This window comes from Blastococcus sp. CT_GayMR16 (genome assembly GCF_004570875.1).
In the GTDB taxonomy this organism is placed as follows: domain Bacteria; phylum Actinomycetota; class Actinomycetes; order Mycobacteriales; family Geodermatophilaceae; genus Blastococcus_B.
Window position 1 is genome coordinate 115063 of the sequence record NZ_SPQK01000006.1, and the last position, 15672, is coordinate 130734.

Annotated in this window: 16 protein-coding genes; 8 read left to right on the forward strand and 8 right to left on the reverse strand. The window is 72.8% G+C overall.

Translation table 11 applies throughout. The features are described from left to right. The first annotated feature begins 67 nt into the window (after positions 1-67). Both E4P38_RS09455 and E4P38_RS09460 read left to right on the forward strand, forming a co-directional pair. The gene (locus tag E4P38_RS09455; RefSeq protein WP_209309022.1) at positions 68-586 is read left to right on the forward strand and encodes a DoxX family protein; all 519 of its coding nucleotides are present in this window, start codon (positions 68-70) and stop codon (positions 584-586) included. Continuing rightward, the gene (locus E4P38_RS09460; protein ID WP_135131530.1) at positions 583-1392 is read left to right on the forward strand and encodes an acyl-CoA thioesterase domain-containing protein; all 810 of its coding nucleotides are present in this window, start codon (positions 583-585) and stop codon (positions 1390-1392) included. The genes E4P38_RS09455 and E4P38_RS09460 overlap by 4 nt, the downstream gene beginning before the upstream one ends. On the opposite strand, the gene E4P38_RS09465 is transcribed toward E4P38_RS09460, so the two are convergent. Both E4P38_RS09465 and E4P38_RS09470 read right to left on the reverse strand, forming a co-directional pair. Further along, on the reverse strand, positions 1354-2463 hold the full coding sequence (locus tag E4P38_RS09465; RefSeq protein ID WP_209309023.1) for an enoyl-CoA hydratase/isomerase family protein: 1110 nt from the start codon (positions 2461-2463) through the stop codon (positions 1354-1356). The two genes, E4P38_RS09460 and E4P38_RS09465, sit on opposite strands and share 39 nt — an antisense overlap. A 77-nt stretch (positions 2464-2540) precedes the next feature. After that, positions 2541-3308: an SDR family NAD(P)-dependent oxidoreductase gene (locus E4P38_RS09470; protein ID WP_135131531.1), complete on the reverse strand. Its 768-nt coding sequence runs from the start codon at positions 3306-3308 to the stop codon at positions 2541-2543. A 203-nt stretch (positions 3309-3511) separates the two neighbouring features. Between E4P38_RS09470 and E4P38_RS09475 the strand changes: the two genes are divergently transcribed. Further along, positions 3512-4684 carry a thiolase family protein gene (locus E4P38_RS09475; RefSeq protein WP_135131532.1) on the forward strand — a complete coding sequence of 391 codons (1173 nt, stop codon included), beginning with the start codon at positions 3512-3514 and terminating at the stop codon, positions 4682-4684. A gap of 67 nt (positions 4685-4751) precedes the next feature. Here E4P38_RS09475 and E4P38_RS09480 read toward each other — a convergent pair whose 3' ends face one another. Continuing rightward, positions 4752-5582: an acyl-CoA thioesterase II gene (locus tag E4P38_RS09480; protein ID WP_135131534.1), complete on the reverse strand. Its 831-nt coding sequence runs from the start codon at positions 5580-5582 to the stop codon at positions 4752-4754. 31 nt (positions 5583-5613) lie between these two features. Beyond that, positions 5614-7059, reverse strand: coding sequence for an NAD-dependent succinate-semialdehyde dehydrogenase (locus E4P38_RS09485; RefSeq protein WP_135131535.1), 1446 nt, complete (start codon positions 7057-7059; stop codon positions 5614-5616). A 167-nt stretch (positions 7060-7226) separates the two neighbouring features. Here E4P38_RS09485 and E4P38_RS09490 point away from each other — a divergent pair, with 167 nt between their 5' ends. Beyond that, complete coding sequence (locus tag E4P38_RS09490) at positions 7227-7556, forward strand: DUF4286 family protein (RefSeq protein WP_135131537.1); 330 nt, start codon at positions 7227-7229, stop codon at positions 7554-7556. A 57-nt stretch (positions 7557-7613) separates the two neighbouring features. Then, on the forward strand, positions 7614-8549 hold the full coding sequence (locus tag E4P38_RS09495; protein WP_135131538.1) for a VOC family protein: 936 nt from the start codon (positions 7614-7616) through the stop codon (positions 8547-8549). A gap of 64 nt (positions 8550-8613) precedes the next feature. Here the strand turns inward: E4P38_RS09495 and E4P38_RS09500 are convergent, their stop codons facing one another. The 3 genes from E4P38_RS09500 to E4P38_RS09510 form a co-directional block, all read right to left on the reverse strand. Beyond that, positions 8614-9039 (reverse strand): MaoC/PaaZ C-terminal domain-containing protein, encoded by a 426-nt coding sequence (locus tag E4P38_RS09500; RefSeq protein ID WP_135131540.1) that lies wholly within the window; start codon positions 9037-9039, stop codon positions 8614-8616. A 28-nt stretch (positions 9040-9067) separates the two neighbouring features. Then, positions 9068-9607, reverse strand: a complete 540-nt coding sequence (locus tag E4P38_RS09505; RefSeq protein WP_209309024.1) for a MaoC family dehydratase N-terminal domain-containing protein — start codon at positions 9605-9607, stop codon at positions 9068-9070. A gap of 91 nt (positions 9608-9698) precedes the next feature. Then, positions 9699-11090, reverse strand: coding sequence for a VWA domain-containing protein (locus E4P38_RS09510; protein WP_135131541.1), 1392 nt, complete (start codon positions 11088-11090; stop codon positions 9699-9701). Between the two features lie 23 nt (positions 11091-11113). On the opposite strand from E4P38_RS09510, the gene E4P38_RS09515 reads away from it, so the two are divergent. Further along, entirely contained in the window at positions 11114-11809 is a 696-nt protein-coding gene (locus E4P38_RS09515; RefSeq protein WP_135131543.1) for an alpha/beta hydrolase, read from the forward strand. A gap of 11 nt (positions 11810-11820) precedes the next feature. Here E4P38_RS09515 and E4P38_RS09520 read toward each other — a convergent pair whose 3' ends face one another. After that, positions 11821-12765 carry a MoxR family ATPase gene (locus tag E4P38_RS09520; protein ID WP_245160914.1) on the reverse strand — a complete coding sequence of 315 codons (945 nt, stop codon included), beginning with the start codon at positions 12763-12765 and terminating at the stop codon, positions 11821-11823. 233 nt (positions 12766-12998) lie between these two features. On the opposite strand from E4P38_RS09520, the gene E4P38_RS09525 reads away from it, so the two are divergent. Together E4P38_RS09525 and E4P38_RS09530 are read left to right on the forward strand one after the other, a co-directional pair. Continuing rightward, complete coding sequence (locus tag E4P38_RS09525; protein WP_135131544.1) at positions 12999-14141, forward strand: acyl-CoA dehydrogenase family protein; 1143 nt, start codon at positions 12999-13001, stop codon at positions 14139-14141. Next, on the forward strand, positions 14138-15412 hold the full coding sequence (locus tag E4P38_RS09530) for an acyl-CoA dehydrogenase family protein (RefSeq protein ID WP_135131545.1): 1275 nt from the start codon (positions 14138-14140) through the stop codon (positions 15410-15412). The genes E4P38_RS09525 and E4P38_RS09530 overlap by 4 nt, the downstream gene beginning before the upstream one ends. Positions 15413-15672: the final 260 nt, after the last annotated feature.

Genomic DNA, 15672 nt, shown 5'->3' on the forward strand with positions numbered 1-15672 from the left:
CTTGCCCGCGCGGCGGGCAGGGGCCACCAGGAGCGAACCGCTCCGCGCACGGTTCGGAGGAGCGCCCGTGTCCACAGATGTCGACCTCGGCATGTTCATCATCCGGCTGGCTCTCGGCCTGATGCTGATCGCGCACGGCTACAACAAGCTCTTCGGTGCCGGTGGGCTCGCCGGCACCACCCGGTGGTTCGAGGGCCTGGGCCTGCGTCCTGCGTGGCTGCACGCCCGCATCGCGCCGGTCAACGAGATCGGCGCCGGGATCCTGCTCAGCCTGGGGCTGTTCTTCCCGCTGGCCTGCGCCGCGTTCGTCGGGCTGATGGCGGTGGCCTCGCTCACCGACCACCGCGGCAAGGGCTACTTCGTGTTCAAGGGCGGCTGGGAGTACACCCTGCTGGTCGGCACCGTGGCCGTGGGGATGGCGTCGATCGGCCCCGGTGACTGGTCGGTCGACCACGCACTCCTCGACTGGCACCTCGAGGGCCCCGAGTGGGCGGCGTTCGCCGCCGTGCTGGGGCTCGTCGCCGCCGGGCTGCTGCTGGCGACGTCCTACCGGCCGGTGAAGAAGTCGGACACCGCGGCAGTATGACGGGACTGGACGCCGGCCCCGGGACGCTGACCACCGGACCGTCGATCCTCGACCTGCTCGCGCTGGCCGAGGCCGGGCCGGACGTGTTCCGGGCCGACCTCGTCTACGACGACGGCGGCTTCCTGTACGGCGGACAGGTGGCCGCCCAGGCGCTGCGGGCGGCCGCGCACACGGTCCCGCCCGACCGGCTGCCGCACTCGCTGCACTGCTACTTCGTGCGGGCGGGGAACCCCGGCCGCGCGACGGAGTTCCGCGTGGAGCGGGACCGTGACGGGCGGTCGTTCTCGAGCCGGCGCGTGGTCGCCACCCAGGACGGGCGGCTGATCTTCACGATGTCCTGCTCGTTCGCCGTCCCGCTGACCGGCCCGGAGCAGGACGTCGACGGGATGCCGGACGCCGAGCCGCCGGAGCGATCCCGCGCGGCCGAGCTCACCCACCTGTTCTCGCTGGAGGGGGCGCTGCCGACGCAGCCGTTCCCGGACGGGGCGTGGCCGACGCGGGTGTGGGCCCGGTCCACGCTGCCGCTCCCGGACGACCCCCTCGTCCACGCGTGCGTCCTGACCTACCTGTCCGACCTGTTCACCGGTACGGCCGGCCTCGACGACGTCTCGGACCTGGGGACGACGAGCCTCGACCACGCCCTGTGGTTCCACCGGCCCGTCCGGCTCGACGACTGGGTGCTCATGGATCTCGTGCCGCACCAGAGCGCCGCCAGCCGCGGCTGGTACACGGGAACGGTGCACGACGCCTCGGGGCAGCTGGCCGCGTCACTCGCGCAGGAGATCCTCTTCCGCCGCCCGCGGTGACGCGACGGCGTGCCCGCCGTCGATCTCGTCGACCAGGCCCCACTCCCGGGCCGTGGCCGCGTCGACCCGCGTGCCGGTGAGGCCGAGCCAGGCGGCGCGCCAGCGGCCCGCGCGGCGGACGATGCCGACCGTGCCGCCCGCGCCGGGGATGAGGCCCATCGCCAGCTCCGGCAGGCCCAGCACGGTGTCCGGTGCGGCGACCACGCGCCCGGCGAACGTGGGCAGCTCGAAGCCGGCCCCCAGGCAGGTGCCGTGGACCCGGACGGTCACGCGGTCGCGGAGCCGGTGCAGGACCTCGGCGACGCTCGCGCCGAGCCGCAGCACGTGGGCGCCGGCGGGGTCCACCGCAGTCCCGAACTCGTCGAGGTCCCCGCCCGCGGAGAAGCTCGGGCCGTCGCCGCTGATCTCCACCTCCAGCAGCGGGTCCCACTCGGCGGGGGCCAGCGCCGCGAGCAGCGCGTCCCGCATCGCCGCGTCCACGGCGTTGCGGCGGGCCGGCCGGGTCAGGCGCAGGAAGAGGACGTCGCCGGCGAGGGTCGCCGCGACGCGGTCGCTGCGGTCGTCCGGCGGGCGCGGGGCGCCGCGGCCGGCCAGCCAGGCGGCGAACTCGGGGCCGGCGAGGAGCGTGGAGTAGGCGGCCGACTCCGCGCTCAGGGCCGCCGGCACGGGCAGGCCCGCGCTCTGGCGGAGCAGCCAGGTGTAGGTCAGCGCGGCCAGGGGAGTGGTGGCGAACCGGTCGCGGAGACCGGCGAGAGCGGCGAGCGGGTCGGGGACCGCGATCACCCGCCCGCCCGCGGAGGCGTCGGCCAGGCTCAGGTCGACCGCCTGCGCCAGTTCCCCGGGTACCCGCACACCCGGCCCGGCCACCGCCACGGTGGCGCGCCGCGTGCCGCGCAGGGTGGCGACCACGCGCCGGCGTGCCTCGTCGTCCAGGGTGGTGAACTCGCCCGCGGACACCGCGAGCACAGGCTCGACGGGCCGCCCGCGTTCGTCGAGCACGAGCGGGGGCGGCGGTCCCACGGCGACCTCGGCCAACGGGACGAGCGCTGCGGCTGCGTCCGTTCTCCTCACCCGGTGCCCCTCCTCGTCGTGTCCGGTGGGCCGGCCGGCGGGGGAGGCCCCCGCCGGCCGGCCCGTAGTCGGTCGAGCTACTTGGGACCGAACCGCAGCGCACCGTCGATGCGGATCGTCTCACCGTTCAGGTAGTCGTTCTGGACGATCTGCAGCGCCAGCTGGGCGTACTCGTCGGGGCGACCCATCCGCTTCGGGTTGGGCACCGTCGGGCCGAAGTGCGCCTCGGCCTGCACCGGGTCGGGGTAGGCCGGGGTGAGGAACGTGCCGGGGGCGATGACCATCGTCCGGATACCCAGCGGCGCCAGGTCGCGGGCCGCGGTCAGGTTCAGGCCGATGACGCCACCCTTGGCGGCGGAGTAGTCGGACTGGCCGGCCTGGCCCTCGAACCCGGCGATGCTCGCGGTGGAGATGATGACGCCGCGCTGGCCGGAGTCCAGCGGCTCGTTGGCCGCCATCGCCTCGGCCGCCTGGCTCAGCACGTTGAACGTGCCGGTGAGGAAGACCTCGACGGTGCGGCGGAACGTGGCCAGCGGGTAGCGGGCGCCGTCGCGGCCGATGATGCGCTTACCGGCGGCCGGGCCGCCGTGCACGATGACGGCGACGCGCAGCGGCGCCAGCTCCGTGGCGGCGGCGACCGCCGCGGCCACCGACTCCTCGCTCAGCACGTCGGTCTCGACGAAGCGGACGCTGTCCCCGAGCTCCTCGGCGAGCTTCTTCCCCTTGTCGGCGGCGAGGTCGGCGATGACCACCTTCGCGCCGCCGTCGACGAGCCGGCGCACCGTCGCCTCGCCGAAGCCGCCTGCGCCACCCGTGACCAGGGCGGATGCGTTGGACAGGTCCATGTGTGCTCCTCGAATGTGCCGCCCGGAGGCGGTGTCGGGCGGTGGCCTCGGCCGCGGCACCCGAAGTTGTTGGTCCTTACCGTAAGGTGTTCTACACTGCCGGGAGGGCCGAGTGGTAGTTCCCCCGTAGCGGGATCGCCGGGTGACCCTCCGTAACCCCCGCCGTTCTCCTGATTCCCTCGAAGCAGCCCAGTGAGGTGCTCATGCCCGACGCCGTGATCGTCAGCGCAGTCCGAACCGCCATCGGAACGGCCCGCAAGGGCACCCTGGCGGACACCACGCCCGAGGAGATGGCCAAGGTCGTCCTGGAGGAGACCCTCCAGCGCTCCGGGATCGACCGGGAGCTCGTCGACGACGTCGTCTTCGCCGAGTCCGGCTACGGCGGCGGCGCCATCGCCCGGCACGCCGCGGTCGAGGCCGGCCTGCTCAACGCGGGCGGCCAGGCCGTCAACCGGCACTGCGCCGGCAGCCTGACCGCCGTCGGCATCGCCGCCGGCTCGATCAAGTCCGGCATGGACCGCGCCATCGTCGCCGGCGGCGTCATGTCGGCGTCCCTGTCGCCGCGCCTGCAGCGCCGGGTCCCCGGCACCGAGGACGAGTTCGTGGCGTGGTACCCGCCCACGCACCCGGACAGCCCCGAAGCCCCCAACATGGACATGTCGATCAGCGTCGGCTGGAACACGGCGAAGGAAGCCGGCCTGACCCGCGAGGACCAGGACGCCTGGGCCGTCCGGTCCCACGAGCGGGCGATCGCGGCCATCGACGCCGGCCTGTTCGTCGAGGAGATCGTGCCGATCAAGGCGCTCCGCAAGGACGGCAGCTACGTCGACTTCTCCGTCGACGAGCACCCGCGCCGCGGCTCCAGCATGGAGAAGCTCGCGTCGCTCAAGGTGCTCCACCCGGAGATCGAGGGATTCTCGGTGACCGCCGGCAACGCCAGCGGCGTCAACGACGCGGCCGCGGCGCTCACCATCGTCAGCAGTGACCTCGCGGCATCCGAGGGCCTCGCCCCGATCGCCACGATCCGCAGCTGGGCGTCGGCCGGCATCGACCCGCGCCTCATGGGCATGGCGCCGCTGCGCGCCATCCCGAAGGTGCTCGAGCGGGCCGGCGTGAAGCAGTCCGACATCGCCATCTGGGAGATCAACGAGGCGTTCGCGTCCGTCCCGGTCGCGGCCTGCAAGGTGCTCGGCATCGACGAGGAGATCGTCAACATCCACGGCAGCGGCTGCAGCCTCGGCCACCCGATCGCCGCCACCGGCGCCCGGATGCTGACCACGCTCATCAACGACCTGCGCCGCCGCGGTGGCGGCCTGGGCATCGCGACGATGTGCGCCGGCGGCGGCCAGGCCGGCGCCGTCCTCATCGAGGTCTGATCCCGCGCTCGTCTCACGCACGACGGCCCGGTCCCCCCGCGGGGGCCGGGCCGTCGTTCATGTGGGCTCAGCGGGCCGCGTGCGGCTCCCGCACCGACCGCATGAGCCCCTCCTGGACGACGGTCGCGACGAGCCGGCCCTGCACGTCGGTGATCCGACCCTCGTTGAAGGTGCGTCCGCTGGCGGCCGAGGGCGACGCCTGGTCGTAGAGCAGCCACTCGTCGGCACGGAAGGGCCGCAGGAACCAGAGGGCATGGTCGAGCGAGGCCCACTGGAGGCGCGTGCCGGGGTGCAGCAGGGCGCCGGTGCCCAGCAGGCGCATGTCGCTGAGGTAGGTCAGCGCCCCCACGTGGACGGCGGGATCGTCCGGCAGGCGGTGGCGGTAGCGCACCCACAGCAGCTGCCGGGCCCGGCCGGGAACGTCCTCGCCCGCGGGCGCCGGCACCTCCGCGGCCTCCCACTGCGGCCACTCGGCGGCGAAGAACTCGTCCGGGCCGCCGTTCCCGGACACCCCCGGCGCCAGCTCCTCCGGGCGCGGGACCGCCGGGGCGCTGACCTGGTGCTCGGGTCCGTCGTCCCCGCGGTGGAACGAGGCCGACATCGAGAAGATCGTCTCGCCGTTCTGCACCGCGCTCACCCGCCGGGTCGCGAAGGAGCGCCCGTCGCGCACCCGGTCGACGAGGAACACGGTGGGCCGGTCCGGCACCCCCGGCCGGAGGAAGTACCCGTGCAGGGAGTGCACCGGCTGAGCCGGGTCGACCGTGCCGACGGCGGCCATCATCGCCTGGCCGGCCACCTGCCCGCCGAAGGTGCGGGTCATCCGGGTGGGCACCGGCCGGCCCAGGAAGACGTCCGCGTCCAGCTGCTCGATGGACAGGACGTCCTGGATGTCGGTCACCGCGCATACCTACCAGGCCGGCAGGCAGCGGTCAGAGGGCGGTGCCGATCAGCTTGATGTCGAGGTACTCGTCGATCCCGGTCGAGCCACCCTCGCGGCCGGTGCCGCTCTCGCCCACGCCGCCGAAGGGTGCCGCCGCCGACGTCGGGTTGATGTCGTTGAGGCCGATCATCCCGAACCGCAGCGCCTCGGTGACCCGGATCGAGCGCTTGAGGTCGTTGGTGTAGACGTAGGAGGCCAGGCCGTAGCGGGTGTCGTTGGCCATGGCGATCGCGTCCGCCTCGTCGTCGAAACCGACGATCGCCGCGATCGGCCCGAAGGTCTCCTCGCGGTAGATCAGCATGTCCGGGGTGACGTCGGCGAGCACGGTCGGTGCGAAGAAGTTCTGCCCGGTGAGGCCGTCGGGCCGGACCGCGGTGCCGCCGGTGGTCACCCGCGCCCCCTTGGCGACGGCGTCGTCGACCTGGCGCTGCATCTTCGCCATCGCCGCGCCGTCGATCAGCGGGCCGATCGTGACGCCGTCGGTGGTGCCGGCGCCGACCTTCAGCTTGGCGGCGCGCGCCGTGAACGCCTCGGTGAACGCCTCGACGTGGGGGCGCTGCACGTAGATGCGGTTGGGGCAGATGCACGCCTGGCCGGTGTTGAGGAAGCGCACCAGCGCCGCGCCCTTCGCGGCGTGCTCGATGTCGGCGTCGTCGAAGATCAGGAACGGGGCGTGGCCGCCCAGCTCCATCGACACCCGCTTCATGCTCGCCGCGGCACGTGAGGCGAGCATCATGCCGACCTCGGTGGAGCCGGTGAAGGTGAGCTTGCGGACCTCGTGGGAGTTCAGCCAGACGTCGGACACCGGAGCCGGGTCCTCGGCGGTCACGAGGTTCGCCACGCCCGCCGGCAGGCCCGCCTCGTGCAGGATCTCGAACACCGCCACGGCGCAGAGCGGCGTCTGCTCGGCCGGCTTGAGCACGGTGGTGCAGCCGGCCGCGATCGCCGGGGCCACCTTCCGGGTGATCATGGAGATCGGGTAGTTCCAGGGCGTGATCGCCGCGACCACCCCGACCGGCTGGCGCAGCACGGTGAACCGCTGGTCGGCGCGGGCGGACGGGATGGTCATCCCGTAGACCCGCTTGGCCTCCTCGGCGAACCACAGCAGGAAGTCGCCGGCGTACTTCACCTCGGCACGGGCCATCCGGATCGGCTTGCCCTGCTCGCGGGTCATGAGCTGGGCCAGCTCCTCGGCCCGCTCGCCCAGCAGCCGGTGCGCCCGGACCAGGATCTCCGACCGCTCGTACGCCGTCGTCCGGGACCAGGCGGGGAAGGCCGCGTTCGCGGCGTCGAGGGCCGCGCGGGCGTCGGCCGCCCCACCGGCCGAGGCCGCGCCGAAGGCGACGTCGGTGCTGGGGTCCAGGACGTCGAACGTCGCGCCGTCGGCCGCCCCGGTCCACTTGCCGTCGATGTAGAGGGTGGCGGCGTCGGTCATGGTGTCCTCCGGGAGACGGCGGCGGTCTTATCGACGAGCTTACGGTAGCGCTGTTGACGGAGGCGATGCCCGCCGCCTAGTGTCCGCCAGGGTGGGCGTGGGAGCCGGGCAGCGGGAGATCGCCGAGGCTTCTACCGCTACGACGACCGAGACGCAGGAGACCCTCCATGGCTGACCACAACGCGATGCTCCTGGCCTGGAGCAGCCCCGTCGACGACGCCGCGGCCGACGAGTTCCACGAGTGGTACGAGGGCACCCACGTGCCCGAGGTGAAGGCCGCCGTGCCCGGCATCGTCGACGTCCGCCGGTACGGCCTCAACGACGTGACGGCCGAGGGGACGCCGGCCACCCGCTTCCTCGCGATCTACGAGCTGAAGACCGACGACCTGGCCGGTGCGGCCCGGGCGCTCGGCGCGGCCGCGGGGCGGTTCACGCCCACGAAGACCATGGACTTCGCCGGCGAGCCGCCGGTGCTGCAGTGGTACGACGCGCGCTGAACGACGACTTCCGGGGCGGCATCGCCGTCCCGACGACCTGACGACAGAGGAGCAACGATGCAGAAGACTGTCACCACCACCGGTGACCACGGGATCGGGATCATGATCCACGTGGTCCACATGACCGACGACGTGGCGAAGCTGACCAAGTTCTACGAGGAGGTCTTCCTCGGCTACACCTACCTCGGCCAGGACGAGATCAACTTCCTGCCCAACGAGGACCGCTGGGCCACCCTGATCATGATCGGCGACTACTGCGTCGAGGCCATGGCACCCAACCAGCCGGTCAACCCCCAGCTGCCGGTCGGCAAGTTCTACACGAAGTTCGGGCAGCACCTGCACTCGGTCGGCTACAAGGTCGACGACCTGGAGGGCCTCGGCGATCGGCTGATCGACCAGGGCGTGTACATCGGCAAGCCCGGCGGCGGCAAGATCGAGAAGATGGACCCGGCGACGGTCTACTTCTACCCGAGCCCGCGCGACACCGCCGGCCTCATGGTCGAGATGTGCCGTACCGACATGCCCGACGACCCGCGCCTGTCGCCGTACTGGACGTCGATGGCGAGCATGTGGCGCAACAGCCCGCTGACCATCGACCGCCTCGCCTACGTGACCCTCGGCGTCAAGGACCTCGAGCAGGGCGTGCGCACCTACGTCGACACCATGCAGGCGATCCCGGTGTCCGAGGGCATCGACGACGAGATCCAGGCGAAGTACCAGATCCTGCACCTCGGCGACTGCCTGCTGCGGCTGGTGGAGCCGCTCGACAAGACGTCGGACCTCGGCAAGCACGTCGAGCAGTGGGGCAACATGATCTACAGCGTCACGTTCAAGGTGGTCGACCTCGACTCCGCCGAGGAGTGGCTCAACCGCAAGGGCGTCAAGACCAGCCGGCTGCGCCCCGGCCTGCTCGCGGCCGACCCGGCGGACACCTTCGGTGCGCCGCACTTCTTCACCACCGAGACGGTCCCGAACGACCCGTTCGAGAGCTGACGCCCCGCACGACGAAGGGCCCTGCGCACCGGCTGGTGCGCAGGGCCCTTCGTCGTCCCGGGTTCTAGCGGGGGAGGAGCACCTCGGCCGTCCCGGGGGCGAGGGCGTTGCCGTCCTGTTCCTCGGTCCACACGCGCAGGCTGACCCGTCGCCCGTCGGGACCGTCCTCCACGGCCGTCACCTCACCCTTGGCGGTCACGGTCTGGCCCTTGACGTTGGGACCGCGGAACTGGCAGCTGATCGAGACCAGCGTGCCGTCCTCGCCCATCCAGTTCCGGATGAGGTTGTGCAGGTAGGACCACTGCAGGTTCCCCATGCCGAAGGCGGTCGGGTAGCCCGCCGCCTGACCGGCCTCGTCGTCCATGTGGATGGGGACGAACTCGTCGTTCACCGCCGCGTACCGGTTCCAGTTGGCGAAGCCGGTCTTCCGGGTGAAGGGGGTCAGCTGGTCGCCGACGGCGACCTCGCGGGTCTGTGCCGTGCTGGTCATCGACTCGTCCTCTCGTCGTCGTTGGCGCTCAGTAGCGGATCAGCGTCGTGCGGCCGCGCTTGACCAGCGCGCCGTCCTGGTTGGTCCAGGTGTCCTCCATGACCGTGAAGAGCATCAGGCCGAGCCGGCCGCGACGCTCGGAGTAGGAGGCCAGCCGGTTGACGCCGGTGATGACGTCCCCGGACCGGATGGGAGCGCCGTACTCGGCCTCCATGCCGCCGTTGAGCATGAACGTCAGCCCCGGCCCCGCGACCCCGATCTGCTTCTCGGTCGAGTCGGGGTCGTTCTGCTCGCCCACGGCGCCCGACGGGTGGGTGGTCACCTCGGCGGCGGCCCAGGCGAAGGGGTTGAACTCCTCCGGCGCGGTCAGCGGGGCGTCGCCGCGCAGGTAGTGCGCCGGCGGCTCCTCGGGCCAGTAGACGGCCAGTGCCCAGCGGCGGATGTCGGAGTCGGTCACCGGGAAGCTGACCCGGCGGGCGATCTCCGTCCCGGTGGCGGCGGCCATCTCCGGGGAGATGTTGGTGTCGGTCTCGGACGCTGTGTCGGTCTCGGACGCTGTGTCGGTCACGGGCGTTCCTCCTCGTGAGGGCGGTCGGCCGACGGGGAGGCCCGTCGGATGCGGTCCCGTGGCCGACCGGCCCGGGAGGTCTGGATGCGGCTCACGCGAGCTGCTCGACGAAGGCGCGCAGCTGCCGGAGGTTGCGGCACTCCACGACGGTGTCGCAGTAGGGCGCGTAGCGGCCGATGACGGAGTCGCCGCTGTCCCACGCCGCCGCCTGCTCCGGGTTGAGCCAGTGCAGCGCGCCGGCCCGCCGGCGGATCGCGGCCAGGCTCTTCTCCTGCGGGTCGTGGTAGTTGCCCCGGGCGTCGCCGAGGATCAGCACGGTGGTCCGCCGGGTCAGCTCCTCGGCCCACCGGTCGGCGAACGTGGCCATCGCGTTGCCGTAGTCCGACCGGCCGTCGAGCCACACCCCCGCACCGGCCGCGTTGATCCGGCGGCCGGCGTCGGCGATGTCGTCGGACTCCTCGATCAGCGCGGTCACCTCGTCGACGCCGTCGACGAAGGCGAAGCTCCGCACCGAGGAGAACTCCGAGCGCAGGGCGTGGACCAGCTGGAGCGTGAAGCCGGCGAAGGTCGCAACCGAGCCCGAGATGTCGGCCAGCACCACCAGGCGGGGCTTCGCCGGGTGCGGTGCTCGGAACACCGGCGTGACCGGGACGCCGCCGGTGGACATGGCGTTGCGGACGGTCCGGCGGAAGTCGAGGTGACCGCGGCGCTTGTGCCGGCGCCGCTCGGCCAGCCGGGCGGCGAGGGCCCGGGAGAGCGGCCGCAGCACCTCGCGGAGGGCGTCCACCTGTTCGCGGGAGGCGGTGAGGAAGTCGACGTCCTCGGGCAACGGCGTCCGCAGGGTGCGCGCCACGGCCTCCGCGCCCCGGTCGGCCACGAGACGACGGCGGATCTCGCCCTCGACCGCCAGCCGCAGGCCCTCCACCCGCGCCTCGGACTGCTCCACCACCAGGCGTGCGTGCAGGTGATCGGCGCCGGCCGGGGCCTCGGTGACGAGGCGGGTGACCAGGCCCTCGGCATCGATCGCGCGCATGGTCCGGAAGAGGTTGAACGTGCCCGCCACCGGCTGGCCCGGCACGAGGGCCGCGTGCCGCTCGACGTACAGGCCGGCGATCGCCCGCACCAGCGTGCTGTCGTCGGAGCGCATCGCGCGCAGCAGCACCTCGCGCAGCGCCAGGTCGTCGAGGTCGTCGAGCCCGCCCCCGCCGCCGCCCCCGCCGCCGGGCAGCCCGGCGTCCTCGGCCGCCTCGCCGTCCTCGGCGTCGGGCGCGCGCAGGCCGAAGAAGAGGTCGAAGACCGTGTCGAAGGTCGGCAGGTGGTCGGTGGTCTTCACCAGCACCGACCGCAGCGCCACCTGCACCGCGCGCCGGTCCAGGACGTCGACGTGCTCGAGGCTGCGGGCGGCGTCGATGGCCGAGCTGACCGACACCGGGACCCCGGTCGCGCGCAGCTCGGCGATGAGCCCCTCGACCGCGGTCAGCATCCCGGCGTCCCTATGCTCCCGGCGTGCCGAACTCTCCGCTGCCGCCGGTCCTGCTGGTGCACGGCATCGGCTCCTCGTTCGAGCACAACTGGCAGCGCACCGGCTGGGTGGACATCCTCGGCCTCGACGACCGGACCGCCGTCGGCTTCGAACTGCCCGGCCACGGCGGCTCCACCACACCGCTGGACGGCGACGCGGCCGTGCGGGAGCTGACCGAGGTGGTCTCCGGCCACGGGCTGGTGGACGCCGTCGGGTTCTCCGCCGGGGCGATGCTGCTGGCCCGCGTCGCGGTGGCCGTACCGGAGGCGTTCCGCCGCCTGGCGCTGCTCGGCATCGGCGACCGCAGCTGGGGTGCGGGGGAGGAGGGCGACAGCGGCGCCCTGGACCTGGCCGCCGCGCTGGAGAGCGACACCGAGGACGGGGACCCGCGCGTGCGCATCTTCCAGCGGCTGGCGCGGTCGGCCGGGAACGACCCCGTGCGCGTCGCCGGCTACCTCCGGACGGCGCCGTCCCTGCCGTCCCCGGAGCAGCTCGCGGCGGTGACCTGCCCGACGCTGATCGTGGTGGGGGAGCGGGACGCGGTCGGACCGGCCGACCGGCTGGCCGCTGCCTTCGCCGACGCGCGGGCCGTCGTCCTGCCCGGCGTGGACCACATGGCCACGACGACGGACGTCCGCTGCCAGGACCGGGTGTCGCGCTTCCTCGCCGAGAACGGCTGAGCCCCCGCGCATCAGCGTGCGCCGGTGCCGCGCCCGGTGAGTTCGCCCGTCGCGCGCTCGATGTCGCTCTGGTGCTTGAGCAGCACGTGCAGGTGGCGCAGCAGCGCCTCGCCGTCCACCTCGGCGACCCCGAGCATCAGCAGGGTGCGCGCCCAGTCGACGGTCTCCGACACCGACGGCCGCTTCTTCAGGTCCATCCGCCGCAGGGAGGCGACCGCCGCCGCCACCTGGTCGGCGAGGTGCTCGCTGACGCCCGGGACCCGGCTCAGCACGATGTCGCGCTCCCGCTCGGGCGTCGGGTAGCCGACGTGCAGGAACAGGCAGCGGCGCTTGAGCGCCTCGGAGAGCTCGCGGCTGTTGTTCGACGTCAGGAAGACCAGCGGGCGCTGCCGGGCGGTGACCGTGCCGAGCTCGGGGATGGAGACCTGGTAGTCCGACAGCACCTCGAGCAGCAGCGCCTCGGTCTCCACGTCGAGCCGGTCCACCTCGTCGATGAGCAGCACGACCCGGTCCTCGGCCCGGATCGCCTCCAGCAGCGGCCGGCGGAGCAGGTAGTGCTCGCTGAAGATGTCCGCCTCCACATCGGACCACCCGGAGCCGTTCTCTCCGCCGGCCACCTGCCCCGCCTGGATGCGGAGCAGCTGCTTGCGGTAGTCCCACTCGTACAGGGCCTTCGACTCGTCGAGGCCCTCGTAGCACTGCAGCCGGATCAGCCGCGCCCCGGTCGCCAGGGCCACGGACTTGGCGAGCTCGGTCTTCCCGGTGCCGGCGGGGCCTTCGACGAGGATCGGCTTCTCGAGCCCGTGCGCGAGGTGGACGGTGCCGGCGATCGTCTCGTCGGGCAGGTAGCCGACCGCGCGCAGCATGTCCGCGACGGCCTGGGGGGTGGCCGGGAACGAGGGATCGGCGGGCAGCAGCCCGTTCGCCGTGGACGCGGGAGAGGTCGGGTCGGACACGAGGAGGGGGCCCCTTCCGAGGGGAGCTGCGCGGACGGCGAGCAATTGCGGGGAGGCTTACGGTAGCGCATTTGACAGGGGACTGAGGCCTGGGTCACGATGCATCCGCTGGCGGCTGCGACCGCCTTCCGGGGGTGTCCCGTTGAGGCGCTCGCGGGCAGCATGCCCGGCCGGGCCTGCGGCCCGACGCACCGGTCCGCCGGGCCCCGACCGCCGCGAAGAAGGGACCCGAGGTGGACCTCGACCTGTCTCCCGATCAGAAGTTGTTCGTCGAGGCGACGCGCGACTTCATCGACAAGACCATGCCGCTCACCGCGGTCCGCGAGCTGGCCAAGCGCGACCAGGGGTTCGAGCGGTCGTGGTGGGACCGCGGCGCCGAGCTCGGCTGGGCCGCGCTGCTGATCCCCGAGGAGTCCGGCGGGGGCAGTGTCTCCGGCGAGGGGCTGCTCGACCTCGCCGTCCTCGCCGAGGAGCTGGGGCGCACCGTCGCACCGGCGCCCCTCCTGGCGACGAACACGGTGATCGCCGGCCTGCTCGCCGCGACGGACGGCCCCGACCACAGCGCGGAGCTCGAGCAGCTGGCGGCCGGTGAGCTGATCGGCACCTGGGCGGTCTACGAGCCCGGCAGCGGCTTCACCCCGCTGTCCCCGGGACTGACCGCCAACCGCAAGGGCGAGACCTATGTGCTCGACGGCGTGAAGGACCGGGTGGAGGTCGCCGACCAGGCGGACCTGCTGCTCGTGACGGCCACCACCGACGAGGGGCCCACCCAGTTCCTCGTGCCGGCGGCCACCGACGGCGTCACGGTGACGCCGACCTGGAGCCTGGACCTGGTGCGGCGCTTCGGCGAGGTGCGCTTCGACGGCGTGGAGGTCGGCGTGGATGCCGTCGTCGGCCGTCCCGGCGCGGCCGCCGACGCCGTGGAGCGGCAGCTGCAGGTCGCGGTCGTGCTGCAGACCGCCGAGACCGTGGGCGCGATCTTCCGGGTCTTCGAGTTCACCGTGCAGTGGGCCTTCGACCGCTACACCTTCGGCCGCCCGCTGGCCTCCTACCAGGCGCTCAAGCACCGGTTCGCCGACATGAAGACCTGGGCGGAGGGCAGCGCCGCGATCTCGCTGGCGGCCGCCCGAGCGGTCCAGGCCGGCAGCCCGGAGGCCGCGACGCTGGTCAGCTCGGCGAAGTCCTACGTCGGCGCCAAGGCACCCCAGATCGTGCAGGACTGCGTCCAGATGCACGGCGGGATCGGCGTCACGTGGGAGCACGACCTGCACCTCTACCTTCGCCGCGTCACGGTCAACCGGGCGATGTACGGCACCCCCGAGGAGCATCGTCGGCGGATCGCCGACCTCATCAGCGCCGAGAAGGAGATCGCATGAGCCAGGCAACGGCCGCTCCGGTGACCACCGGTCCCGACGGCATGGAGACGGTGGAGTCCTTCCGGCTCCGGGCGCGCGCCTGGCTGGCCGAGAACATGCCCCGGCTGCCCGAGGCGACCGACGACGTCGCACCCGAGGGCGACGACGACGCCGCCTGGGTCCGCGCCCGCGAGCTCCAGCGCACGCTCTGGGACGGCGGGTTCGCCGGAATCTGCTACCCGAAGCAGTACGGCGGCCTGGGCCTCTCCGAGGCGCACCAGCACGCGTTCACGGAGGAGTCGCTGCCCTACGAGATGCCGCTGCTGCTCAACGTGCCGACGCTGTCCATCTGCGCACCGGTGATCCTCGACATGGGCACCGAGGAGCAGAAGCTCGAGCACCTGCCCAAGGTGCTGCGCGGCGACGAGGTGCTCGTCCAGTTCCTGTCCGAGCCCAGCGGTGGCTCCGACCTCGCGGGCCTGATCACCCGAGCCGACCGGGACGGCGACGTCTTCCGGATCAACGGGGCGAAGACCTGGAGCACCAGCGCCTACGCCGCCGACTTCGGGCTGTGCCTGACGCGGACGGACGCGACCGTGCCCAAGCACCGCGGCCTGACGATGTTCCTCATCCCCACCAAGGCGCCGGGCATCACCATGCGCCGGATCACCCAGGTGAACGGGTCGACGGAGTTCTGCGAGGAGTTCTTCGACGACCTCGTCGTGCCGGCGAGCTCCGTCGTCGGCGAGGTCAACGGCGGCTGGACCGTGGGCTCGCGGCAGCTGTTCCACGAGCGGACGGCCGTCGGCGGCGGCTCGCCCTACGTGAGCGGTCAGGGGGCCCGCAGCGCCGGGACGGCGAAGCTCGACCTCGCCGAGCTGGCACGCGAGACCGGCCAGGGCGACGACCCGCGGGTCAAGGAGCTCGTGGGTGAGGCCTACGCGCAGGAGAAGGTCCAGGAGGCACTAATCGGCCGCATCGTCTCGGCGGTCGAGAAGGGCCAGTTCCCTGGACCGTCGGCGTCGATCATCCGGCTCTTCCACGCCGAGACCGACCAGCAGCACGTCGACTACGAGGTGGCCATCGCCGGCAGCGCGGCGGTCACCGGCCCGGCCGGCCAGCGCAGCGCGGGTTACGCCGGACAGCACTACCTGATGCGCCAGGGCGCGAGCCTCGGCGGCGGCAGCACCGAGATGGCCCGCAACATCATCAGCGAGCGCATCCTCGGCATGCCGCGGGAGCACGCCGCCGACCGCGACGTGCCCTTCAACGAGGTCAAGCGCGGCCGCTGACGCATTCCCCCGCCCGACCCGTTCCCCCCCGCTCGATCGTCGTCCGGGCCGCCACACCGGTCCGACGGCGGTCCCGCAGGTGTTCCCGCACGTTCCCCCGGACGTCCCCGGGGACTGCTGCGGGCCGCGTTATTGACGCAGCGTCACCCGCCCTCCGGACCGGAGATGCGGAACGAGTGCGGAAGGTTCGCCCAAATCATTGACGTGATGTGGGTCATCTCCTACCGTTCGCCTCAGTGAGTCAACGGTAGGGCTTTCGA